The sequence below is a fragment of the Acinetobacter sp. AOR18_HL genome, from assembly GCF_027855145.1.
In the GTDB taxonomy this organism is placed as follows: domain Bacteria; phylum Pseudomonadota; class Gammaproteobacteria; order Pseudomonadales; family Moraxellaceae; genus Acinetobacter; species Acinetobacter pittii.
In genome coordinates, this window is the sequence record NZ_JAKTIG010000031.1 from 208623 (window position 1) to 231500 (window position 22878).

22 protein-coding genes and 1 tRNA gene are annotated in these 22878 nt (G+C 36.2%); 15 read left to right on the plus strand and 8 right to left on the minus strand.

Features of this window, described 5'->3' with window-relative positions:
* Nucleotides 1-113: 113 nt before the first annotated feature.
* Nucleotides 114-578 carry a hypothetical protein gene (locus MKL51_RS09125; RefSeq protein WP_017482308.1) on the plus strand — a complete coding sequence of 155 codons (465 nt, stop codon included), beginning with the start codon at nucleotides 114-116 and terminating at the stop codon, nucleotides 576-578.
* A 241-nt stretch (nucleotides 579-819) separates the two neighbouring features.
* Nucleotides 820-2235 carry a purine-cytosine permease family protein gene (locus tag MKL51_RS09130; RefSeq protein WP_005069645.1) on the plus strand — a complete coding sequence of 472 codons (1416 nt, stop codon included), beginning with the start codon at nucleotides 820-822 and terminating at the stop codon, nucleotides 2233-2235.
* A gap of 59 nt (nucleotides 2236-2294) precedes the next feature.
* Here MKL51_RS09130 and MKL51_RS09135 read toward each other — a convergent pair whose 3' ends face one another.
* Nucleotides 2295-2732 (minus strand): PACE efflux transporter, encoded by a 438-nt coding sequence (locus tag MKL51_RS09135; protein WP_005069647.1) that lies wholly within the window; start codon nucleotides 2730-2732, stop codon nucleotides 2295-2297.
* Between the two features lie 89 nt (nucleotides 2733-2821).
* Between MKL51_RS09135 and MKL51_RS09140 the strand changes: the two genes are divergently transcribed.
* Together MKL51_RS09140 and MKL51_RS09145 are read left to right on the plus strand one after the other, a co-directional pair.
* Nucleotides 2822-3706: a LysR family transcriptional regulator gene (locus MKL51_RS09140; RefSeq protein WP_017481650.1), complete on the plus strand. Its 885-nt coding sequence runs from the start codon at nucleotides 2822-2824 to the stop codon at nucleotides 3704-3706.
* A gap of 1105 nt (nucleotides 3707-4811) precedes the next feature.
* Nucleotides 4812-4888: transfer RNA gene (locus tag MKL51_RS09145), tRNA-Ile, on the plus strand.
* 169 nt (nucleotides 4889-5057) lie between these two features.
* Here the strand turns inward: MKL51_RS09145 and MKL51_RS09150 are convergent.
* Nucleotides 5058-5921 carry an iron-containing redox enzyme family protein gene (locus MKL51_RS09150; protein ID WP_017481649.1) on the minus strand — a complete coding sequence of 288 codons (864 nt, stop codon included), beginning with the start codon at nucleotides 5919-5921 and terminating at the stop codon, nucleotides 5058-5060.
* Nucleotides 5922-6199: 278 nt separating this feature from the next.
* On the opposite strand from MKL51_RS09150, the gene MKL51_RS09155 reads away from it, so the two are divergent.
* The 3 genes from MKL51_RS09155 to MKL51_RS09165 all read left to right on the plus strand — a co-directional run bounded on the left by MKL51_RS09155 (nucleotide 6200) and on the right by MKL51_RS09165 (nucleotide 8415).
* Nucleotides 6200-6772, plus strand: a complete 573-nt coding sequence (locus MKL51_RS09155) for a TetR/AcrR family transcriptional regulator (protein ID WP_017481648.1) — start codon at nucleotides 6200-6202, stop codon at nucleotides 6770-6772.
* 186 nt (nucleotides 6773-6958) lie between these two features.
* Nucleotides 6959-7504, plus strand: coding sequence for a 1-acyl-sn-glycerol-3-phosphate acyltransferase (locus MKL51_RS09160; protein ID WP_017481647.1), 546 nt, complete (start codon nucleotides 6959-6961; stop codon nucleotides 7502-7504).
* 161 nt (nucleotides 7505-7665) lie between these two features.
* The gene (locus tag MKL51_RS09165; protein WP_002114471.1) at nucleotides 7666-8415 is read left to right on the plus strand and encodes a YebC/PmpR family DNA-binding transcriptional regulator; all 750 of its coding nucleotides are present in this window, start codon (nucleotides 7666-7668) and stop codon (nucleotides 8413-8415) included.
* A gap of 45 nt (nucleotides 8416-8460) precedes the next feature.
* On the opposite strand, the gene MKL51_RS09170 is transcribed toward MKL51_RS09165, so the two are convergent.
* On the minus strand, nucleotides 8461-8931 hold the full coding sequence (locus MKL51_RS09170; RefSeq protein ID WP_002050132.1) for an Lrp/AsnC family transcriptional regulator: 471 nt from the start codon (nucleotides 8929-8931) through the stop codon (nucleotides 8461-8463).
* 345 nt (nucleotides 8932-9276) lie between these two features.
* On the opposite strand from MKL51_RS09170, the gene MKL51_RS09175 reads away from it, so the two are divergent.
* Nucleotides 9277-10590, plus strand: coding sequence for a DcaP family trimeric outer membrane transporter (locus tag MKL51_RS09175; RefSeq protein WP_025468460.1), 1314 nt, complete (start codon nucleotides 9277-9279; stop codon nucleotides 10588-10590).
* A 51-nt stretch (nucleotides 10591-10641) separates the two neighbouring features.
* On the opposite strand, the gene MKL51_RS09180 is transcribed toward MKL51_RS09175, so the two are convergent.
* The 5 genes from MKL51_RS09180 to MKL51_RS09200 all read right to left on the minus strand — a co-directional run bounded on the left by MKL51_RS09180 (nucleotide 10642) and on the right by MKL51_RS09200 (nucleotide 15207).
* Nucleotides 10642-11385 carry an amino acid ABC transporter ATP-binding protein gene (locus MKL51_RS09180; RefSeq protein WP_002114298.1) on the minus strand — a complete coding sequence of 248 codons (744 nt, stop codon included), beginning with the start codon at nucleotides 11383-11385 and terminating at the stop codon, nucleotides 10642-10644.
* Between the two features lie 13 nt (nucleotides 11386-11398).
* Entirely contained in the window at nucleotides 11399-12076 is a 678-nt protein-coding gene (locus tag MKL51_RS09185; RefSeq protein WP_016145033.1) for an amino acid ABC transporter permease, read from the minus strand.
* Between the two features lie 2 nt (nucleotides 12077-12078).
* A complete protein-coding gene (locus MKL51_RS09190) occupies nucleotides 12079-12921 on the minus strand; it encodes an amino acid ABC transporter permease (RefSeq protein ID WP_002114400.1) in 843 nt (280 codons plus the stop codon).
* A gap of 94 nt (nucleotides 12922-13015) precedes the next feature.
* Nucleotides 13016-13909 carry an amino acid ABC transporter substrate-binding protein gene (locus MKL51_RS09195; RefSeq protein WP_005076378.1) on the minus strand — a complete coding sequence of 298 codons (894 nt, stop codon included), beginning with the start codon at nucleotides 13907-13909 and terminating at the stop codon, nucleotides 13016-13018.
* Nucleotides 13910-14442: 533 nt separating this feature from the next.
* Nucleotides 14443-15207 carry a glutathione S-transferase family protein gene (locus MKL51_RS09200; protein WP_017386781.1) on the minus strand — a complete coding sequence of 255 codons (765 nt, stop codon included), beginning with the start codon at nucleotides 15205-15207 and terminating at the stop codon, nucleotides 14443-14445.
* A 345-nt stretch (nucleotides 15208-15552) separates the two neighbouring features.
* Here MKL51_RS09200 and MKL51_RS09205 point away from each other — a divergent pair, with 345 nt between their 5' ends.
* From MKL51_RS09205 to MKL51_RS09235, 7 genes are read left to right on the plus strand one after another with little or no spacing between them, the layout of a single operon-like run.
* On the plus strand, nucleotides 15553-16788 hold the full coding sequence (locus MKL51_RS09205; protein ID WP_017481645.1) for an SfnB family sulfur acquisition oxidoreductase: 1236 nt from the start codon (nucleotides 15553-15555) through the stop codon (nucleotides 16786-16788).
* A gap of 12 nt (nucleotides 16789-16800) precedes the next feature.
* Nucleotides 16801-18024: an SfnB family sulfur acquisition oxidoreductase gene (locus MKL51_RS09210; protein ID WP_017481644.1), complete on the plus strand. Its 1224-nt coding sequence runs from the start codon at nucleotides 16801-16803 to the stop codon at nucleotides 18022-18024.
* Complete coding sequence (locus MKL51_RS09215) at nucleotides 18024-19436, plus strand: LLM class flavin-dependent oxidoreductase (RefSeq protein ID WP_017481643.1); 1413 nt, start codon at nucleotides 18024-18026, stop codon at nucleotides 19434-19436. Before MKL51_RS09210 ends, MKL51_RS09215 begins: the two co-directional genes overlap by 1 nt.
* A 14-nt stretch (nucleotides 19437-19450) precedes the next feature.
* On the plus strand, nucleotides 19451-20281 hold the full coding sequence (locus tag MKL51_RS09220) for a MetQ/NlpA family ABC transporter substrate-binding protein (protein WP_017481642.1): 831 nt from the start codon (nucleotides 19451-19453) through the stop codon (nucleotides 20279-20281).
* Nucleotides 20282-20294: 13 nt separating this feature from the next.
* Nucleotides 20295-21128 (plus strand): MetQ/NlpA family ABC transporter substrate-binding protein, encoded by an 834-nt coding sequence (locus MKL51_RS09225; RefSeq protein ID WP_017481641.1) that lies wholly within the window; start codon nucleotides 20295-20297, stop codon nucleotides 21126-21128.
* 5 nt (nucleotides 21129-21133) lie between these two features.
* Nucleotides 21134-22210 (plus strand): methionine ABC transporter ATP-binding protein, encoded by a 1077-nt coding sequence (locus MKL51_RS09230; RefSeq protein WP_080612912.1) that lies wholly within the window; start codon nucleotides 21134-21136, stop codon nucleotides 22208-22210.
* Nucleotides 22191-22850, plus strand: coding sequence for a methionine ABC transporter permease (locus tag MKL51_RS09235; protein WP_017481639.1), 660 nt, complete (start codon nucleotides 22191-22193; stop codon nucleotides 22848-22850). The genes MKL51_RS09230 and MKL51_RS09235 overlap by 20 nt, the downstream gene beginning before the upstream one ends.
* Nucleotides 22851-22878 lie beyond the last annotated feature (28 nt).

Consider the following 22878-nt stretch of genomic DNA (forward strand, 5'->3'; position numbering starts at 1 on the left):
CTTATACAAAAGCTCATCTTAATTATTCCGTTGTAACAAATACTGTATGTTTCTTTAAAACTTAATAAAAGATTGCCATATATAGTTTTAAAACAACCAAAGGAGATATTAAAATGAAGCTGGATTTTACAACAATTGAAAAGCAAGCCAAATTGCTACAAGAAGAGCAAGAAAAGATCGAGCAACGAGATCATGAATTTCAAGTTGCCTTAGATAAACATAGAGAATCCCTTAAGAATTTATTTAAAGATCTTTTCTCTGACAGAGAAATTAAGACTGAAAATGGAGGCCACTTCTGTGTAACCTTCGGTGATTTCAAAATTTCCTTATTGATTGAAACTGCTAAATTTGAAAATGGCGTTCCTGTAAAATTAAACTCCGTAAACCCTGTTATTATTAAATGCAAGAAAGATAAGCCGATTGCAAAAGCACAGTTTACAGATGCAACCCAATATCTCGATAACCATTTAGACACTCCAAATTATCAGTATTATTTTAAGCAAGAAGATAAGACCCAACTGGTACAATTTTCTGAACTTCCCACTTATTTCCAACTTGTTTTAGACGCAAACGTATAAAATCGAGCCCTCTTCAGAGGGCTTTTTTATATATTATTTTTTTATCATTTAACTTTTAAAAAATAAAATCAGTCAAATACTTTTTCTACTTATCTATGAATTATTTAACTCAATTTTAACGTCCAATACTTCAAAAATATTTGATTCTTCTTAAAATTACTTGTATATACATGTTTATATTTGATTATACAAATATAAATGAATAAGAATAGGATGGCTCTTAAAGGATAAGGAGAGTGAAATGGACTCATCGGCTGGGAAACCTAATAGTAGTTTTATAGAAAACCGAAGCATCGACTTTATTCCTGAAAATGAAAGACATGGCGGAGTATTTGCCCAATTCACCCTATGGTTTGGTGCTAACTTACAAATCACAGCTATTGTGACAGGCGCGCTAGCCGTTGTGTTAGGTGGGGATGTTTTTTGGTCTATTATTGGCTTATTAGTAGGACAATGTTTTGGTGCTGGCGTCATGGCACTACATGCTGCCCAAGGTCCTAAACTTGGCCTCCCTCAAATGATTTCAAGCCGTGTGCAATTTGGGGTTTATGGCGCGTGCATTCCAATCATACTCGTTTGCCTTATGTATATTGGTTTTACCGCAACTGGAGAGGTATTAGCGGGTAAAGCAATTGCACATTTGGCACATGTCAGCAATACAACTGGTATCTTAATTTATGCAAGTTTAATCATTTTATTCGCAACGATTGGATACCGTTTAATCCATTTGGTAGGCAAAGTAGCCAGTATTATTGGTTTGATTGCTTTTGTGATAATTTTGACTCAGATCTTCGCACTTTCTGATTTTTCTGAACTCTTAGCAGTACGTCATTTCAGCTGGTCTTCATTCTTGTTAGCAGTTTCCCTTTCTGCTTCTTGGCAAATCTCTTTTGGTCCCTATGTTGCAGATTATTCTCGATATCTTCCAACTAAAACATCTTCATCTCGTGTTTTTTGGGCTGTCGGCTTAGGTTCTTTAATTGGCTCACAAATTTCTATGAGCCTAGGCGTTTTAATCGCTCAGGTTGCAAACGGCAATTTTGTCGGAAATGAAGTTCAATATGTTGTTGGTATGAACCCAATTGCCCTCGTCGTGATCTTTCTATATTTTAGTATCGCTTTTGGGAAAGTTACTCTAACGACCTTAAATGCCTATGGCAGTTTTATGTGTATTGCTACGATTTGGAATAGTTTCAAATCGACAAATCAAATCTCAAAAATAACAAGATTACTGATTGTCCTTGCTATGGTTGTAGTCTCAACCTTTATTGCAATTATAGGTGAACATACTTTTTTAAGCGCCTTTAAAGCATTTATTTTGTTTTTACTCACCTTTTTTATTCCGTGGAGTGCCATTAATCTTGTTGATTACTACTTTATCTCTAAAGAAGAATGTGATGTAGATGCACTGTATGATCCAAATGGTAAGTATGGCCGTTGGAATCGGATTGGAATTACCTGCTACTTTCTAGGTATTTTGATTCAACTACCATTTATTGATAGTAAATTCTATACGGGTCAAATTGCGGCAATGTTAGGAGGAATCGATTTATCGTGGCTTGTAGGACTTATTTCTACTGCATTGATTTACTACATTTTCGCCAAGAAAGCTCAACTCAAGTTTTCAAAACAATTAGTGATTGATCAAATTAAATAATTGAACTTAATAAGCTATCAAAGTTAATCACCTTGATAGCTTATAAAATAATTTTACGGTTATTCTGCTAGCGCTTTAGCCTGTGCCGAAATAGGCAATCCAAATAACTTATCAAAACTCCAATTAAATATAAAAGTATAGACAGGAATAATGATAATAAAGGCCACATCTAACCAAAAAGCAGCAATCAGGGAAATATCCATCCACCATGAAATAAGCGGAATTAAAAACAGAACCAAAGTAAGCTGGAACCCGATGGCATGTCCAACTCTACGCTTAACTGTACGGATATGACTGCTTTGTTTAGCTTCCCATTTCTCATATAAAATATTGTAGATAAAATTCCAAGTTACAGCGATGGTCGTAATCATGACGGATAATGGTCCAGTATGTTCAACACTATCACCTGCCAAAATCGCTAACCCTACTGATGAAATAACCATTCCGATTATTTCATAGGAAGAAACATATACAATTCGACGCTTTATACCTTGCATAATCACTAAACTCTGCTTAATTCCTTATATTTTAATTTCAGTCAAAATCATATATAAAGTTAATAGCTTTCAGTTCAGCTGATATCAAAATGAATTTTAACAGTGAAAATATTGAACTTTTCATAACGGTACTCGATACAGGTTCTTTCTCTGCGGCTGCTCGTAAACTAAATCGAGTCCCCTCAGCAGTAAGTATGGCCGTTGCTAATTTAGAAGCAGAATTGGGTTATATATTATTTGAACGGACTCCTCGAAAGGTCATTCCTACCGCTACAGCATTAGCCTTGGAACCTCAAGCACGGATCATTTCTGAACAACTTAGGCTATTTAGCACTCATGCACATGAACTTTCTTTAGGACTTGAAAGTAAATTGCGTATTGGCGTTGTTTCCGATGTAAATACAAAATTATTATTCCACTCAATAAAGAAACTAGCCGATAAATTCCCTTTACTAAACATAGAAGTTATTACTGCTCCCCAAGACGACATTGTTAATTTACTTTATACGGAGCAAATCAGTCTTTGCTTAGCGGGTTCAGACCTCAATATAAAAATGCGCGAGAATCTACAATTGGTAATGACTGAAACAGTGGCGGCTACGATTTCTTCTAACCACGCTCTTCTACAAGATAGAACAAAGCAGTTTTCTATTGAAGAATTAATCAATATTAGACAAATTGTTGTGGCGAGTAGTGAACATGAAATGAAAGATCCCCGTTCAATTATTGGTGCAATGTACTGGAAAACCAATAGTCTACAAACAGCAATTAATATGGTTGAAGCTGGACTTGGTTGGGGAAATTTTCCATTATCACTAGTACAAGATAAAATTGATCAAGGTCACTTAGTCCTTTTAGATTTTAAAAATACAAAAAATCATTTACCTCTATCTATTTATTTAATTTGGCTCCAAGACCGCCCTTTACCTAAAGCAGCTAGAGAGTTAATTAAAATTATTCAAGAAAATTTATAAAACTTTATAGGTTAGTTCTGAAAGTCTAAGGATTTTTATAATTTTGATTCTTGTTAAATCTAGTTTATTTAAAGCTTAAGCTCATTACTCTGTACCATATCTCTAAATACTACTAAAAACAAAAAGCCTACTTAGAAAGTAGGCCTCTTGTTGTATTTCAGGATTAAGCAATAATATTTTTTTGTAAAAAATACACTTATACTTTATTAAAACCAAGTGTTTTAGTCAAGAATAAAGTTTATAAGATACAAACATTTGTGTTGTTGTGAAGACAATCACAATTTAGGTTTCATATAGAAAATACTTTAGAGACGGAAAGGTATTTTAATGATAAAAATTTCTATTATCACCCTTAACAGCTTTTTTAGAAAAACACAACAAACATCTTAATAAAAAGTATTATATTTTAATTAAATTTATTTGCATCAAAAAAAATTAATCCATTTATTCGTTAGTTTTATGTTTCATTATTAAAGTTGCTAACTTTATATCTTAATGTTTACTTTTTTAAGTTGAGTTTAAATTTCAAGCTAATCTAAAAATTAATAATACTATTTTCTTAAGTAATTTGGCCCTAATAGTCTATATTTTTTACTACATATAGGCTAGAACTCTATTAATAGAATTATTGTAACTATTATTTTTCGAAATATATAATTAAAAAGGCAATCTACCATATATCTAAAGCTTAATTACAATATAAAAATATATAATATTTTTAATCACCATTTATATTTATCTTAAATAAGCTTTTTCTAATTCTATATTTTCACAACACACAAACAGCACATCTACAATTCCTGCTTATATTTTAAACAAAATTTATTTTATATAAATTAATGTCTCAAACTACAAATACAATTAAGTCATCGTCACAATAGATTGTTGGAATAAATTCTAATTGATCGATAAATAACTTCTCCCACTTTACTCTTGAAGTACACATAAGCTAGAATCACTATCGCTTGAAATATTAACCAATAAGACACAATATTTTTGGGTTTAGTTTGCGTCTACTTCAGAAAATGACTTGTGTTTAATTAAAAAATTGATTAGTATTGCACGCACTGAAAAGCATTGAGATTAAAAGCTTTTCTGACTTATAGGGCCTATAGCTCAGTTGGTTAGAGCAGCGGACTCATAATCCGTTGGTCCACAGTTCAAGTCTGTGTGGGCCCACCAAATACCGAACCTCATAAACAAAAAGTTTATGGGGTTTTTTAATATATATCCAAATAAAATATGCTTTACTCTTATAAAAAATACTCAAAATTTAAATTTATTTTATCCCTAAATTTTAGATGTTTTAAAATACACTTACGTTCCGTACTAAATATCCATCTTTCATCTATTAAGCTAAGATTTGCTTTCGCATTGGCTCAGAATTATCTAATTGTGTATCCCAGAACTTTTCCCATAAATCACAATACTCTAAGCACAATTTTTCAATATAGTTATAGTCTTCTTCTGTACAAGCTTGCATCAAGACATACCATAAATCTTCTTCATGATCATCATCTGCTGCTTCGGCACTTTCATCTTCAGAGATACCATGTACATGATAATAACCACCACCCTCCACATCTAGACCAACTGCCTTAGTTGCTCTACGTAAAGGTGGACTATACAGAATGACTTCTTCTTCTGCGACTGCTAATAAGGCTGAAACAGCTTTATAGTCATCATAAGCATTTTCTAAAAATACTCTAACCTGATCTGCAATTTCAGTCGGATGATAAGTTAGACGATCTTGTTCTGTAATACCGAAATCATTCAATATATCTTCAAATAAGGGATAATGAGCATATTCAGGATTTCCCTGATAGTAGCCGTCTTTATCCAACCCTGGCCGAAATCCAAACTCATCAAAAATATTTAAACTCAAAAGAAAACGCGGGAACATTTTTGCACCGGCATGCAATCTCGGCTCTAATTGTTTAGTTTGAAATTGGGCCATGAGCAATGCATCAGTAAAAGTTTGCACAATTGCATGACGATACTCTAAATGAATTTTTTTTAAATCTTCTTTATTAATTTCGCCATTATTTAAAGTATCGATTGCAGGATGATGGGATACAGGATGTTTTGCAATCTTTGCTCTTAATCGTGTCAAAAAGTTTGAATTTTTTTCCCATAGTTCAGCTGAAATGCTTTGTTTCATCCCTGCGAGTGCTTTCTTTCTAGGATTATTAAAATTCTCAAATTTCTTAGGCATATCCGCTCTCATTAAACTTATTGAAGCATGATCGATTTTTACATATTTTATTATAAAAACAATGACTTAAATTAATATTTAAATATGTTCCTTCATCGATTAATATTAGAATTAAAATCGTACGAAATCAAATGAAAAATTAAAAAAAACTTCAATTAATGATAATCATTATCACAATCTCAACTTGAATCAAAATCAGTTTTTTATTATCATAATTTGTATTAAAAATTTAATATTTTAGATTAAGTTATAATTAGTTTTAACTATATGGAATAGTAATGTCAAAAAAAGAAGATATTATAAATACTGCTTTAAATTTATTTAATCAGATTGGGTACAATGCTACTGGTGTTGACCGTATTATTGCTGAATCAAATGTTGCAAAAATGACTTTTTATAAATATTTTCCGTCAAAGGAAAATTTAATTATGGAATGTTTGCAACATCGAAATATAAATATTCAAAACTCAATCAATGAACAATTAAGTTTACATCAAGATGCTAGTCCTCTTGAGAAAATTCATATTATTTTTAATTGGTATATTGAATGGATCAATAGCGAAACATTTAATGGCTGTTTATTTAAAAAGGCATTTATTGAAGTATCTAAACAATATACTTCAATTCGTGAACCATTTTATGAATATACAAAATGGTTGACTAATCTGTTACATGAAAAACTTACTCAGTTAGGTATAGAAAACCCAACTCCCCTTGTTCATATCATTATTTCTATTATTGATGGAATGATTATTGATGGGACGACAGATAAAAACCTTATTAACCCAGAAAAAATTTGGAAATATATTGAATATTTAATTAATGAAGAGATACCACAGCCAGTATCTTAATTTTAAAATTATCTAGGTTTATTACTTTCAGACGAAGTTTGAGAAAAATAAAAAAAGAACTTTTAAAGTATTTTAGAACTTAGATAATCCTTAACTTTTGTGCTCTACTTTAGCTTTCATAATTTTTCTAGGCTTTTTTACAAACTCATATTAGAATCCTGAAAATTTATCAATTTGCACTGATGTATGAAAAAATTTTTAGCTAACTCTATCTTTAAAGCCGTTGGTTGGACCTACAATGTAGACCCACAAATTCTTGAGAAAAAACAAGTTATTATTGGCTTTGAACATACCTCAAATCTAGATGCAGTGCTCTCGATTGCCCTCTTCCAAATGTTAGACATCAAAATTCATACTCTAATAAAGAAAGAACTTTTCAAAGGCCCCCTTAAGCCAATTTTAGAAAAATTGGGTGGCATTCCTGTTGATCGTAAAGCAAGTAAAGATATCGTTTCGCAAATGGTTGAACAATTTCAAACCCATGAAACTTTTAACTTAGTGATTGCTCCAGAAGCTACACGTGCTAAAGATGGCTCTGAACGTAAGCCTATCCGTACAGGTTTTTGGCATATTGCAAAAGCAGCCAATGTTCCTATTGTTTTAATGTATGCCAATGCTCGAAGTAAACAAGGTGGGATTTTAGGTAAAATTTACCCGACTGATTTACAAAAAGACTTGGAAACCATTAAAGAGTTATATGCTCAATTTGACATAGATGTAAAAATTAACTAAATCAAATTGGACTTGATTTGACCTAATGTCACTCATTAGGTCTTAAGCTTATTGTTCTTATTCAATTGGCTAACAAAACGCAGGGCAACAGTTTTCAACAAAACCAAGCCTATGCTAATATTCCAGCACTTTTGCATTTTCTTTTTTTGGAGTTCACGTCCATGGCGGGTCATTCTAAATGGGCCAATATTAAGCATCGTAAAGCTAAACAAGATGCAAGTCGCGGTAAGGTTTTTACTAAATATATTCGTGAAATTGTGACTGCTGCCAAACTTGGTGGTGGAGATCCTGCTAGCAACCCTCGTCTGCGTGCAGTAGTTGAAAAAGCTCTCTCAGTTAATATGACACGTGACACCATTAACCGTGCTATCCAACGTGGTGCTGGTGGTGAAGATAATGATGATCTAAAAGAAGTAACTTATGAAGGTTATGGTGTTGGCGGGGTTGCTGTTCTTGTTGAAACAATGACAGATAACTTAAACCGTACAGTACCAGACGTACGTCACTGTTTTAGTAAAACAAATGGTAACTTAGGAACTGCGGGTTCTGTATCTTATCTATTTACTAAACGTGGTGAGATTACTTTTGAAGATGTTTCTTTAGAAGATAAAATCATGGAAGTTGCTTTAGAAGCTGGTGCTGAAGATATTGAAGTTTCAGAAGATGAAATTTTGGTAATCACTTCACCAGAAACTTTCGGTGAAGTACAAGATGCTCTTACTGCTGCTGGTTTAAAATCTGATAACGCAGAAGTTGTGATGAGTCCATCTACAAAAGCTGAAATTACCGATGTTGACCAAGCAAAACAAATTCTTAAAATGATTGATATGTTTGAAGATCTTGACGATGTACAAAACGTTTATACTAACGTTGAATTCTCGGATGAGGTTTTGGCTCAACTTGATGCTTAAATCAAACATTTGAATCAAAGAAAACGCACCATTTGGTGCGTTTTTTTATAGCTTATTGAGCAAGTTATAGCAATTAAACACATTATATTCTTTAATGACAAAGCTAGAATGCAAAGCAACTACATTGTCGATTTTTCCAATACGTCTTAATAAAATTTCACTGTAGTCATCCATGTTGCGTGCTACAAGCTCTAAAATAAAATCAGCACTCTGCCCCGTTACTAAGAATGCATTAGTTACTTCTGGAATTGCTTCTATTTCAGACAGAAACTTATCAAATGTTTCACTATCATGTTTACTCAATGAAACTTGCAATAAAATATGTAAAGTAAAACCAAGCTTACTAAAATTAATTTCCCTTTTGAGCTGTCCCATGATGTTGGCTTCAATCAGGTGCTTAATACGCCGATGCACAGAACTGACTGACAGATTGATCCGTTCTGAAAGTTCATTCAAATTTAAGTCTTCATGAGACAAAATTTCTAGAATTTGTTTATCAAAACGATCTAACTCCACTCTTATCTCCAGCCAGAATTTCACAGTAAAGACAGTATAACCCTATACCATCACCTCTGCATTGAAAATACAAAGGTTTATGGGTAGCAAAACTCTATTTCTTTTATAGAGCTTAAGTCTTTTATGCCTTTTAAACGTGCAAGTAGTGTCAGAGGCGGTTCATTTTAGAGAGTCAGTTTTATGCTTAAATCTGATTTATCGATGCAAAATTCTTATTCTCACTATCATTTGAGGCTAAAAAGGAAGTAATCATCAAAATTTGGCTATTTTTCAAGTTTCTTAAAGTTGGCATCATTTTTGTTATGTATTTGCAGGAAAATTTTTATCTATGTCGGGGGAGTTCCTGTGAATAAGATCAAAACACTAGTGTTAGCAATGAGTTCTTTAGGTGCAATGAGCGTGACGATGCCTGTGCATGCCGCTACAGATGCTGAAGTTAACGCCTTACGCGATGAGGTAAAGGAGTTAAAACAACTCGTCCAGAAACTATCTGATCAACAAAAAACAGCTTTAACTGTCACTGCTCCAGCAACAATTCCCGCAGCACCTGCCACCCCTACACCCCCTGCATCAAAACCAGGTTGGATGGCTATGGCCGATGGGCAAACTCAAGTCAAGCTTTATGGTAGTGTTCGCGCAGATGCAACCTATGACTTTAAAGGTTCAAATGGCAGTATTTCAAATGGTGCCAATTATCCACTCAATAAAGATGATCCAAAACAAGACTCACTAAATGTATCTGCAGCAACTTCACGAATTGGCTTAGATATTACTCGTCCAACTCAATATGGAGATTTAACAGGTAAAATTGAAGCCGATTTCATGGGTGGCAATGGAGATAATGGCAATGGTACTTTCCGTGTTCGTCATGCCTATATGTCTTTAGGAAAATGGTTAGCTGGTCAAACAACCTCACCGTTTGTAAACACAGATACATCACCAGAAACAGTAGACTTTAATGGCGCTATTGGTACAGGTACTACACGTACAGTACAGGTTCGTTACACCCAGCCAATTAATGCACAACAAAAAATATTAGTTGCCTTAGAGGGTGGCGATGTTGAAAAAGCTGGTAATGCTGCCGGTGGAAGCCGTTTTCCTGCTTTAACAGCACGATATGATTTCAAAACTACGGATAACAAAGGCCTATTACAGTTACATGGTCTTGCCCATGAAAACCGTGTGGCTCCAAAAGATAGTACTTCTGAAGAAAAATTTGGCTGGGGTGTAGGCGTTGGAGGTAAATATGATTTAACGCCTCAAGATAGCGTGGTTGCTAACTACTATCATGTTAAAGGCGATGGCCGTTATTTACTTTATAGCAATTCGGCTTATAACTATGACACAACAACACAAGATATTAATTTAGGAGAATTCGATAGCGCAGTAATTGGATATCAACGTAAATGGAGCCCTATTCTGCGTTCTACTTTTGCTGTAGGTGGTATTCAATATAAAGATGATAATGTCTATGCAAATAGCAATTTAACCAATACCAGCTATAACAAAGAAATTTATAACGCTTTAGTCAATTTAATCTGGAACCCAGTTAAAAATATTGATTTAGGAGCAGAATATACTTACGGTCAACGTGAAACTTTTGCAGGTGACAAGGGTGATTATTCACGTATCAACCTGCTAGCAAAATATAGTTTCTAAAAATTAGATATAAAAAAAGAGCCTTTAATGGCTCTTTTTTTATTAGGGTTATTAGTGCATCGCCTGAATTTTTTCTAAGAAAAGTTTAGCACGCTCATGACGAGCTTCTAAATTATCAAAGAACTCATGGGTTGGGCAATCTTCTAAAATTTTACCTTCATCCATAAAAATTAAACGGTTAGATACTCTTTTAGCAAAGCCCATTTCATGAGTAACACACATCATGGTCATGCCTTCATGTGCGAGCTGTACCATAACTTCAAGAACCTCACCGACCATTTCAGGATCAAGTGCAGAAGTTGGTTCATCAAACAACATACAGATTGGGTCCATAGACAAGCCACGTGCAATCGCTACACGTTGCTGCTGACCACCCGACAACTGCCCCGGAAATTTATCTTTATGAGCAAGTAAGCCTACACGCTCTAAATATTTCAGACCTTTTGCACGAGCATCTGCAACTGAACGCTTTAACACTTTAACTTGAGCAATCGTCAAATTTTCCAAAACAGTCATGTGCGGAAAAAGCTCAAAGTGCTGAAAGACCATTCCCACTCGTGAACGGAATTTAGCAAGATCTGTTTTTGGATCTTTAAGTGAAATTCCATCAACAATAATGTCACCTTGTTGAAATGGCTCTAAAGCATTTACTGTTTTGATGAGTGTTGATTTTCCCGAACCAGATGGTCCGCAAACAACAACGACATCACCTTTTTCAATACTCGTCGTGCAATCTGTTAAAACCTGAAAATCACCATACCATTTAGAGATATGTTGGATGTCTATCATTGGCATTTAAAATCTCCAATTAGCGAATGATGGCAATTTTTTGCTGTAAGCGTTTGACTAAATGCGACAGCACAAACGAGCTACAGAAATACACTACAGCGACGATTAAATAGAATGTTGCTTTTGTTTCAGGTCCATAAGTATTAGCCAATGTATCTGCACGACCTAAAAAGTCTGGTGCGCTAATCACATAAACTAATGAGATGTCCTGAAATAGAATGATTGTTTGAGTTAACAATACTGGGAGCATGTTACGGAAGGCTTGAGGTAAAACCACGTAGCGCATTGATTGACCGTAGGTAAAACCTAGCGCATAGCCTGCATGTACCTGACCTTTTGAAATAGACTGAATTCCAGAACGTACAATTTCCGAGAAAAAAGCTGCTTCAAAAATGGCAAAAGTTACAACGCTCGAAAACAACGGACCCCAGTAGGTATCAGATTGGAACTCAAATATTTTCGGCAACAAAAAGTAGAAGATAAAGATCACCTGAATCAGTGGAATACCACGAAACAGATCAACATAAAATTTTGCAAAATTACTTGCGATGGCATTGCTAGATAAACGCATCATTGCCAATGGGGTTCCAATTAGGATACCGCCCATCATTGCTAATACCGTTACGGTAAGCGTAAAAATGAAACCTTCTTTGAGTGCCGCGATCACATCAGGGTTTTGTAATAAAGAAAAATCCATGATTACTTCCCTCCTGAACCTAAGCCAGGTACAGCCATTCGTTTCTCAATCCATGCCATCACAAACTTAATGCTGTAAGTGATAATCAAATAAACAGGTGTAGAGAGAATAAGAATGATAATGTCCTGAGAAGTTTCTTCACGCATGGTTTTCGTGTAAGCAAAGAAGTTCAACACACTCAACGCATATAAAACAGCTGAGTTTTTAAAAACATTCATTGCTTCAGATGTAATCGTTGGCCATACGGTACGATATGCAACCGGTAAAATGACATAACGATAGCTTTGTGCAGTAGTAAAACCCATAGCGGAAGCTGCGAACTTCTGTCCACGAGAAACGGTATTAATTCCGGCACGTATGTGCTCAGATACACGGGCAGCCGTGTAGAGACCTAATGCAAAAACACCAATAACCGCCGGTTGCTGATTTAAAATATTTTTCCACCAACCACCAGCAACTACATCCCCACTACCTGCACTTAAGCTGTCAGGTAAAAACTCGGGAAAAACAAAAGCCCAGAAGAATAGTTGCACAATAAGTGGAATATTACGGAAAATTTCAACGTAACAATTGCCGATAAATGCGAGAGGTTTGTTGGGTAATGTACGAATTACACCTAGGAGAGAACCTAATAAAAATGCGATAAGAAAGGCTATAATAGCTGTCCAAACCATAGTGAACACGCCTGAACCTAACATTTGTAACCATGTGGGTGCCTCAGCATAAGCATTGTAGCTTGAGCTACCAATAGCTTTACAAACTGATTCTGCCCATGCGGCTTTATCGACACCATATTCATTAGACTCCGCACAGAATATAGTCCAGTTTAGCGAGCCGACTGACATGTTTGCCCCTTAAATTAATATCTTTAGAAAATAGACCACTTGTGCAAATGAATCTTTACACTTACACAAGTAAATTTAGGACAAAAAGATCCAGTTAGATTCCTGCATCTGTTGGGTTAGCTTTTAATTTCTTATAAGATGAACTTTGTTGCATGTTCAAATTCGTGTTTTTTGGTGGAATTGGAGATAAGAACCACTTCTTATATAAAGCGTCCATTTTACCGGTTTTCCATAAGTTATTTACAGTACGGTCTGCAACCGCTTTAAATTTTGGATCATCTTTAGCAAGCATAATTCCATAAGGTTCAGATGAAAGTACCGGACCTACAATGGCAAAAGCTTTAGGTGTAGAAGACTTAGCAATCAAGCCTGCTAAAATATTATCATCCATTACAAATGCAGCAGCACGGCCAGATGCCATCATGGCAAAAGAGTCAGCATGATCTTTACCATAAATATTTTGAACATTAACTGCCTGGCCTTTTTCATTCATCTTGATGTATTTGTCAGATGTAGTGCCTTGAGTAGTAACAACTGCTTTACCATTTAAGTCCGCCAAACTTTTAATGCCAGAGTTTGCTTTAACAGCCATGCGCACTTCTGTTGCATAGTAGTTAGTTGAGAACCCAACTTGTTGCTGACGTTGTTTAGAGTTTGTAGTGGTACCACATTCCATATCGATATTGCCTGCCAAAAGCTCAGGAATACGTGTTGATGAAGTTACTGCCTTATACTCAACTTTTAAGCCAGGCATTTTCAATTCTTTTTTAATGTCATTTGCAAACTGGTTACAGATATCGACTGCATAACCTACTGGTTTACCTGCAACAACATATGAAATTGGATCTGAGGATTCTCGATGACCAATTACGATTTTTCCGGTACTTTTAATTTTAGCTAATGTATCTGCTGCTTGAATTTGAGAAGTAGCGCCAACCGTACAAAGCATAACTGTTGAAATAATGAGAGAGGTTGCAGAACGTTTCATAAGAACTCCTTGATGATCATTCTCTCTATTTATCTATAGAATCATTCATATAGAGCAATAGAGTGATTTTTTATTAAATTGCAATTATCGAGCCAACTTTTCCAAGTCGGACCCATCCATTTGCTTCACTTATTCTATTCAATCTGTTTTGCAGAATTAATACCTTTAAAACTGCTCACATGTTTCTACTTTAATCTATGTTTTAATCTTCTGTCTATTATTAAGCTCATCTATTTACACTTAAATGTGGCAATTATTGATTACATTGTAAACACATGCACAATAAAGTGGCTTAACTTTGGCTAAAAATAGTATTTAGAAAAATTGTATTTTCCAAAAAATCATAAAAATTAAAGTTATTAGTCATTTAGATAAAATAGAATTTATATTGTAAAAAGTAATTTTGGCATCAAAATAATATAAACAAATGGCTTAATAAAAATCATTTAGAAAATTGATAGTAATATCTACATTAATAAAATAACTAGCAAAGATAAAAATAAGCCCCGATTTTCTCAGGGCATTTTATAATTTTAAATTCCGCGCCAATCTACTCGCGCATTACGCTCAGTTTGATATATTCTTAAAACATACTGACCTAGAGGTAAATCAAGTAAATTTTGTTGATAGTTATTCCATTCTTCCGAAACACCTTCAGCCTCTTCCCGCTCCCACGGCGTACCCTTTATTTCTAATAAAGGAGCAAGCATAGAACATACAGAAATATCAGCAAGACTTAAGCGATCGCCTACCATATAACGTGCCTGATTTTCGATTAAGCAGTTATTTAGTTCATTTATGAGTTCATCCATACGTTCTTTTGACTGGTTGACTAGCTCTTCTTCAAGTTTATAGTTCTTCTTTACCAGTGTTTTGAGGAATGGCTTCGATATTTTTTCAAATTGGCGTAAATAGCCTTGTTCACCCATCATAATTTCTAAAGCATGGTCTCCTTGCGCCAACGTATGAGCTAGAGCCCAACGACGGACATGAATACCCAGCTCATCAGCCAAGCTATCTATTTTTAATGTTTGCTGTCTTAATTGTTCATCACGACGTAACAGTGAATGCTCCGGATAAGTATCATCCAGATAAAGTGCAATTTTAGTCGATTCAGCGATCCATTGATGATCATCTTTCAAAATAGGCAGTAAATTTTGGCCTGTTTTGAGTTGTGCAAAAGCACGATGAAAGCCTGGAATTAAGTTATGAGCCACATAATCAAGTTCTTTATGGTCTAACAACCAGCGAGCTTTTTCACAATAATGGGACAAAGGAAACTGATACAAAACCCGCATAAAATCTCCACGTTTATTTTTATTTGACTATTTGTACAAAAATGGTCGTCGGTAAGTAGATACTTTAGAAGCTATTTTTAGTTAAAACAATGGATATTGTGCTCATTTTTCACTGACACTTAAGTCTATTTTTTTTATATCTTTTTTTACCGTACTTATTGCTCTTTTTCATATTAAAACCAACTCTATTATTATTTTTCCGCATAACAACCTTAAACTATTGTTTTTTATAATTTTTCAATATCTCTATTTTTTCATTAAAAAGCAAAAAAAATGCTTTGCACTTTATTTCATAAGCTGAGCATAAGTCCTCGTTTAGTGGAAAAATATTTCTTTTGTAAGGTAATGACAGCAATACAAGGTGTCATTATGTCTAATTCTCTATCAAAAACGACTGCATACGTCCAAATCATTCAAAATGATCAACAAGCGATTAATGCTGCTTATCAAGTGGCTGATTTTGCTTTAGAGGGTCGTAATGCACGTGATCAACAACGCTTATTACCGCTTGAGCAAATCGAAAGCTTTAGCCAAAAAGGCCTAGGTGGTATTCGCATTGCGAAAAAATACGGCGGCGCTTTTGTTTCGAATAAAACTTTGGCTCAAGTTTTCCGTATTTTGAGTAAAGGTGATGCGAATGTTGGTCAGATTCCACAAAATCAGATTAGCCTGTTAAACCTGATCGAAATCATGGGCACAGAACAACAAAAACAATTTATCTTTTCAGAAATATTAGCAGGTAAACGTCTTGCCAACGGTGGGCCAGAACGTAATACCCACGATTCAAAAACATTAAAAACCACTCTTACTGTTGAGAACGGCAAATATATTTTAAACGGCGAAAAGTTTTATTCTACAGGTACGAGCTTTGCGCATTGGCTCGCGATTAAAGCAATTCATCCTGAAGGTCATGTGGTTTTAGTCATTGTTAACCGAGACGCTCAAGGTATTGAAGTTATTAATGACTGGAATGGATTTGGGCAACGTACGACAGCGAGCGGTACAGTTAAATTAAATCAAGTTGAAGTTAATCCTGAACTTATTTTTGATGAGCGATTATTAACACAACTTCCAACCTATCGCGGTGCCTATTCACAGTTATTACAAGTTGCCATTGATGTGGGGATTGCAGAAGCTGCTTTTGACGATACTTTATCGACTATTCATAAAGCACGTCCAATTATTGATGCAAATGTTGAAAAAGCCAGCTTTGAACATTACACACTGCAAGAGGTAGGTAAGTTAAATATTTTGCTCGATGCTGCAATTTTACTGCTTGATGAAGCTGCTGAGTATTTAGATGAACTTGATCAACTTCAAACGGTGACTGATGAACAAGTAGCTAAAGCTTCAATTTTGGTTGCTGAAGCGAAAGTCTATGCCAATGATGCTGCCCTACAAATCTCTGAAAAACTACTAGAGCTAGGCGGTAGTCGTTCAAGCTTAAGCCAACACAATTTAGATCAACATTGGCGAAATGCCCGTGTACATACCTTACACGACCCTGTTCGTTGGAAATTACATGCCATTGGCAATTATTACCTTAATGGTCATTTCCCTGCCCGCCATGCCTGGATTTAAGGAGAAATTGTCATGACTTCATATCAATCGGTTCAAACCAAACAAACATCGGCATCTGGTCAAGCGCACATTATTCAAAATGATGCTGAAGCATTAGAAGTTGCCAAAGAGTTTGCTGAGCAATTTAAAAAAACCGCAGTTGAGCGAGACGCTAAACGAATTTTACCGTATACCGAAATCGATGCTTTGAGCCAATCTGGTCTTTGGGCAATTACAGTACCTAAGCAATATGGCGGTGCCGAAGTTTCAAGCCATACAGTTGCTAAAGTGATTGCGCTTTTAAGCGGTGCCGATGGTTCAATCGGACAAATTCCACAAAACCATTTTTATGCTTTAGAAGTATTGCGCAATACAGGCACAGAAGCTCAAAAACAACGTTTATATAGCGAAGTTTTAAATGGCACTCGCTTTGGTAATGCACTTGCTGAGTTTAAAACCAAAACTTCAACTCATAAACAAACCAATATTCGTCCGCATGAAAATGGGTATTTGATTCAAGGTGAAAAGTTTTACTGCACAGGAAGTTTATTTGCTCACCGTATTCCAACCTTAGTTTTAGACGATGCGGGTCGAGAGTATCTAGCCTTTGTAAAAAGTGGTTCACAAGGATTAAAACTTGTTGATGACTGGTCTGGCTTTGGGCAAAAAACCACAGGCAGCGGCACGGTCAAGTTTGATCAGGTTTTTGTCGATGCAGATGATGTTATTCCTTTTGATACTGCATTTTTACAGCCAACCTTAGTGGGTCCTTTTGCGCAAATTATGCATGCATCGATTGAGGTAGGTATTGCACGTGCAGCCTTTGAAGAAAGCTTGCAAAGAGTGCATCAAGCCCGCCCATGGATTGACTCAAATGTAGAAATAGCCAACCAAGATCCATTAACGATTTATGAGCTAGGACGCATTGCTGTAGATGTACGAGCAAGTGAAGTGTTATTAAAACAAGCTGCGCAATCAATTGATGCCGCAAAAAATGAAACCACACCTGAAAGCATTGCTAAAGCATCCATCGATGTTGCCAAAGTACGTGCTCATAGTACAGATATCGCACTCAAATCATCGTCTAAGCTGATTGAACTTGCTGGTAGCCGTGGTAGTCAGTCTCAAGATGGCCTAGACCGTTTCTGGCGTAATGCGCGTGTACATACGTTGCATGATGCCGCACGATGGAAATATTACTTTATTGGGAACTACGTTCTTAACGGTGTGCTTCCACCTCGCCGGGGGACATTGTAATGGCAGATTTCAAAGCGAAAGAAATTTTACTCAATGCCTTTGACATGAACTGTGTTGGTCATATCAATCATGGCTTATGGACACATCCACGTGATGAATCACACCGCTTTAATGAACTAAGCTATTGGATAGAACAAGCCAAAACTCTAGAAAGTGGTTTATTTGATGGTTTGTTTATAGCCGATATTACTGGTGTGTATGACGTCTATCAAAACGGTATTGATCTGACTTTAAAAGAGTCCATTCAGCTTCCGAGCCATGACCCATCTACACTCATTTCAGCTATGGCAGCAGTCACTCAAAACTTAAGTTTTGGAGTCACTGTGAACTTAAGCTATGAGCATCCTTATCAATTTGCCCGCCGCTTTGCGAGTCTCGACCATTTAACTCAAGGTCGTATTGGCTGGAATATCGTTACGGGTTATCTAGATAGTGCGGAACGCTTAATTGGTCAAAAAGGTTTAAAAGACCACGATGCTCGCTATGAACAAGCCGAAGAATTTTTAGAGCTTTGCTATAAATATTGGGAAGGTTCATGGGAAAACGACGCAGTTAAAAAAGATAAAGTACAGCGTGTTTTTACAGATCCATCTAAAGTTCACACCATTCACCACCACGGAAAATATTACCAAAGTGAAGGTGTTTTTCAGGTGTCTCCTTCTGTGCAACGCACCCCAACACTCTTTCAAGCAGGTGCCTCACCCAAAGGTATGCAGTTTGCGACTCGTCATGCTGAATGTGTATTTATTGGAGGCGACAAACCCAAAAAAATACGCGAACAAGTGAAAAAGATTCGTGCTCTTGCAGAACAGCAAGGCCGTTCAGCGGATGACATTAAAGTCTTTGTCGGCATAACTGTTGTTGTGGCCGAAACACATGATCTGGCTGTACAAAAACTTAATGAATATCGTCAGTATGCGAGCCCTGAAGCAGGCTTAGCGCATTATGCGAGTTCAACAGGTATTGACTTAAGTAAGTTTGCTGATGATGAAGCGATTCCTTACCAGAAAAGTAACAGCATTGTTTCGATTACCGAAAAGTTTAAAGAACAGCAAATCACAAAAAATGACTTAAAAGCTCAGCATGTTTTAGGTGGTCGTTATCCCCTTATTGTGGGTAGTGGCGAAGAGGTTGCTGAATACTTAATTCATCTTTTAGATGAGACTGATATTGATGGCTTTAATTTGACACGTACTGTTGCACCTGAGTCTCACCATGACTTTATTCGCTTGGTCATTCCAGAGCTACAACAACGTGGTCGCTATAAAACTGCATATAAAACGGGTTCATTACGGAACAAAATTTTTAATCGGGGTGATCAATTACCAGAACAGCACCCTGTTCAAGCGTTCCGATGTAGTCCCTATAACAACAGCAAAAACTTAACAAAAATTGAAGAAATAACCGTTTAAATTTGGAGATAGACATGGCTCAAACAGCCTCTAAAAAATGGCTAGGCATAGGCTTAGTCGTTGTAGTGCTTGTTGTTGCTTTATTCTTTTGGAATAAACATCGTCAAAGTGGCTCAAATGAACTTGTGATTGGTATTAGCCCACCATTTGCAAAAACTTTACAAGCTGCTGTCGATGAAGCAAAGCAACAAGGTTTAAATGTAAAACTAGTCGAATTTTCTGACTGGAATACACCAAACATTACTTTAAATCATGGGGATATTGATGCGAACTTTTTCCAGCACCAACCTTTCTTAGATAATGCAATTAAAGAAACAGGCTTTAAATTAAAAGCATTTGCAGTGGGTGCAGCATCACATGTGGGACTTTATTCAAAGAAGTACAAAAGCTTAGATGAATTGCCACAAAACGCGCGCGTAGTCATTCCAAATGATCCAGTGAATCAAGGTCGTGCCCTACTACTTTTACAGCAAGCTAAATTAATTACGCTTAAAGATTCAAATAATCATTTATCTGCACTTAAAGATGTAGTTTCAAACCCTAAAAATTTGCAATTCGTAGAGGTTGAAGGACCACAAACTGCTCGTGCAATTGATGATGTTGACTTGGCTTTTGGTTATCCGCATTACCTACGCTTAGCAAAAACAGCTGACCCTGAAAGTGCACTTTTACTTGATGACAATACCAATAAACGTTATGCAATTTTGTTTGTAGTGCGTGATGACTACCAAGATAAGGGCGACAAATTAAAGAAATTTGTTGAGATCTATCAAAACTCACCAAAAGTTAAAGCTGTGTTAGATGCCGAGATTGGGCCAACACTTTGGTTCCCTGGCTGGAAGTAATAACGGAAAGATTATGGCGATTCAGTTCAAACAGCATAAGCCTTGGTTACTCGGAATTACGATTTTGATCGTAATTCTGGGCCTCGTCGGTTACCGTTATATTAAAAATAAACAAGCCGATGATGTTTTAACGATCGGGATTAGCCCGCCTTATGCTGAGCTATTACAAAGCGTTGCCAATGAAGTAGAAAAGCAAGGCGTTCATGTCAAACTCGTTGAATTTTCTGATTGGCGAGCACCCAATGTTGCCGTACAAAACGGTGATATTGATGCAAACTTTTTCCAGCAAAGCGTATTTCTACGTAATGCTGTAAAAGAAACGGGTTATGACTTACATGCATTTGGTGTGGGTTCAGGAAGTCATGTAGGTTTATATTCGAAAAAATATAAATCACTTGAAGACTTACCTTCAAATGCACGTGTTGCTATTCCAAACGATCCCGTCAATTTAGCCCGTGCTTTAATTTTATTACATCGTGCAGGTTTAATTCAGCTTAAAGACATTAATAATGAACTTTCAACCACTCAAGACATTATTGCTAACCCTAAACAGCTAAGCTTTGTTGAGGTTGAAGGCCCTCAAACCGCACATGCATATAACGATGTCGATTTAATTTTCGGCTTCCCTCACTACTTAAAAATGGCAAAGGTAACCGGCCCACATAGCGCATTATTTTTAGATCCAATCGATAAAAAATATGCAATTTTGTTTGTGACCCGTCGCGATTACCAAGATAAAAACCAAAAACTTGCAACCTTTGTTAAAGCATTCCAGAACTCAAAACAAGCACAAGATATTCTGGATAAAGACTTTGGCCAAGGTATGTGGTTTCAAGGCTGGAAATAAGGAGAATGACCATGGTGAGTTTTGGATCACAAGTTGATTTTTCTCTACCCCATATCAAAATTCGTGGTTTAAATAAATTTTACCAATCGCAGGGTCAAAAACTGCATGCTTTAAAAGAGATTAACCTTGATATTCCTCAAGGTAAGATTTTAGGCATTATTGGTAAAAGTGGTGCGGGAAAATCTTCCCTACTCCGCACTTTAAATGGCTTAGAACAAGTAAATACAGGCAGTATTCACATTCATCAACAAAACATTGCTGAATTGAGTCATGCCGAGCTTATTCAAACTCGCCAACGTATTGGAATGATTTTTCAACATTTCAATTTGATGTCTGCAAAAACGGTTTGGGAAAATGTGGCATTGCCCTTAAAAGTTTCCAATTACAACAAAGCAGATATCGATCAACGTGTAAATGAAGTTCTAGCACTCGTAGGCCTTGCAGATAAGTCTGGTCATTATCCATCGCAACTTTCAGGCGGACAAAAGCAACGTGTCGGTATTGCACGTGCACTTGTTCACCACCCAGAAATTTTACTTTGTGATGAAGCCACCTCGGCACTTGACCCTGAAAGTACCGCTACTATTTTGGCTTTACTTAAAAAGATTAATCAGGAACTGGGTCTAACGATTGTACTCATCACTCATGAAATGCAGGTCATTCGAGAAATTTGTGATCAAGTGGTAGTGATTGATCAAGGTGAGATAGTAGAGGCTGGACAAGTCTGGTCTGTATTTTCACGACCAGAACAACAAATTACTCAAGAATTGTTAAACCTTGAGCAAATTACCCTGCCTTTTAAAATCAGTCCTCTACCCGATGAAGATTCGACTCATATTATTGTAAAACTGAAATATGAGGCTGAAGCACATCAGGTTCCTGATATTCAAGAATTACTTGCCAAATTTAAAGCGCCCATCAATTTATATCAAAGTCAGGTCGATACCATTCAAGGGCATATTATTGGTTCACTTTTAGTCGGTATTCCTAACGTAGAAATTGATATTTCATCTATACGACAAGATGCATTAACTGCAATTGCACAATTTGAGGTACTTGGCTATGCACGACCAGCTCATTGATTTATTAATTACTGGAACTGTAGATACCTTACTCATGGTAGGTGCATCTGCGTTTATTGCTTTTTTAATTGGCTTACCGATTGCTGTTGTTTTAGTCAGCACTTCTGAGCACGGCATTCACCCGTCACAAAAGATTAATCAGGCTTTGGGTTGGATCATCAATATCACTCGCTCAGTACCTTTTCTTATTTTAATGGTTGCACTTATTCCGCTTACTCGCTGGATTGTCGGCACAAGTTATGGCGTATGGGCAGCGGTTGTTCCATTGACGATTGCGGCAATTCCTTTCTTTGCGCGTATTGCAGAAGTCAGCTTACGTGAAGTCGATCAAGGCTTAATTGAAGCTGCACAAGCCATGGGTTGTAACCGTAAACAAATTATCTGGCATGTGCTTTTACCAGAGGCTTTACCGGGTATTGTGGCAGGTTTTACCGTGACTATTGTGACTATGATTAACTCTTCTGCAATTGCCGGTGCTATTGGTGCAGGTGGATTAGGAGACATTGCTTATCGTTATGGTTATCAACGTTTTGATATGCAAATTATGGTGGCTGTCATTTTAGTCTTAATTGTTTTAGTCATGTTGGTACAAGCGGCTGGCGATGCATTAGCCCAGCAACTTGATAAACGTAAAGTTTAAACGCAATACAACCCTGCTCTAGCCATGA

Bases quoted from the DNA above. Each gene is read 5' to 3' on its own strand.
- MKL51_RS09180 (WP_002114298.1), bottom strand. From the start codon at position 11,385: ATGCCAATGATAGACATCCAACATATCTCTAAATGGTATGGTGATTTT.
- MKL51_RS09205 (WP_017481645.1), top strand. From the start codon at position 15,553: ATGACAGCAATACAAGGTGTCATTATGTCTAATTCTCTATCAAAAACG.
- MKL51_RS09215 (WP_017481643.1), top strand. From the start codon at position 18,024: ATGGCAGATTTCAAAGCGAAAGAAATTTTACTCAATGCCTTTGACATG.
- MKL51_RS09185 (WP_016145033.1), bottom strand. From the start codon at position 12,076: ATGGATTTTTCTTTATTACAAAACCCTGATGTGATCGCGGCACTCAAA.
- MKL51_RS09190 (WP_002114400.1), bottom strand. From the start codon at position 12,921: ATGTCAGTCGGCTCGCTAAACTGGACTATATTCTGTGCGGAGTCTAAT.
- MKL51_RS09230 (WP_080612912.1), top strand. From the start codon at position 21,134: ATGACCATGGTGAGTTTTGGATCACAAGTTGATTTTTCTCTACCCCAT.
- MKL51_RS09225 (WP_017481641.1), top strand. From the start codon at position 20,295: ATGGCGATTCAGTTCAAACAGCATAAGCCTTGGTTACTCGGAATTACG.
- MKL51_RS09135 (WP_005069647.1), bottom strand. From the start codon at position 2,732: ATGCAAGGTATAAAGCGTCGAATTGTATATGTTTCTTCCTATGAAATA.
- MKL51_RS09140 (WP_017481650.1), top strand. From the start codon at position 2,822: ATGAATTTTAACAGTGAAAATATTGAACTTTTCATAACGGTACTCGAT.
- MKL51_RS09220 (WP_017481642.1), top strand. From the start codon at position 19,451: ATGGCTCAAACAGCCTCTAAAAAATGGCTAGGCATAGGCTTAGTCGTT.
- MKL51_RS09160 (WP_017481647.1), top strand. From the start codon at position 6,959: ATGAAAAAATTTTTAGCTAACTCTATCTTTAAAGCCGTTGGTTGGACC.
- MKL51_RS09125 (WP_017482308.1), top strand. From the start codon at position 114: ATGAAGCTGGATTTTACAACAATTGAAAAGCAAGCCAAATTGCTACAA.
- MKL51_RS09130 (WP_005069645.1), top strand. From the start codon at position 820: ATGGACTCATCGGCTGGGAAACCTAATAGTAGTTTTATAGAAAACCGA.
- MKL51_RS09235 (WP_017481639.1), top strand. From the start codon at position 22,191: ATGCACGACCAGCTCATTGATTTATTAATTACTGGAACTGTAGATACC.
- MKL51_RS09210 (WP_017481644.1), top strand. From the start codon at position 16,801: ATGACTTCATATCAATCGGTTCAAACCAAACAAACATCGGCATCTGGT.
- MKL51_RS09150 (WP_017481649.1), bottom strand. From the start codon at position 5,921: ATGCCTAAGAAATTTGAGAATTTTAATAATCCTAGAAAGAAAGCACTC.
- MKL51_RS09155 (WP_017481648.1), top strand. From the start codon at position 6,200: ATGTCAAAAAAAGAAGATATTATAAATACTGCTTTAAATTTATTTAAT.
- MKL51_RS09200 (WP_017386781.1), bottom strand. From the start codon at position 15,207: ATGCGGGTTTTGTATCAGTTTCCTTTGTCCCATTATTGTGAAAAAGCT.
- MKL51_RS09165 (WP_002114471.1), top strand. From the start codon at position 7,666: ATGGCGGGTCATTCTAAATGGGCCAATATTAAGCATCGTAAAGCTAAA.
- MKL51_RS09195 (WP_005076378.1), bottom strand. From the start codon at position 13,909: ATGAAACGTTCTGCAACCTCTCTCATTATTTCAACAGTTATGCTTTGT.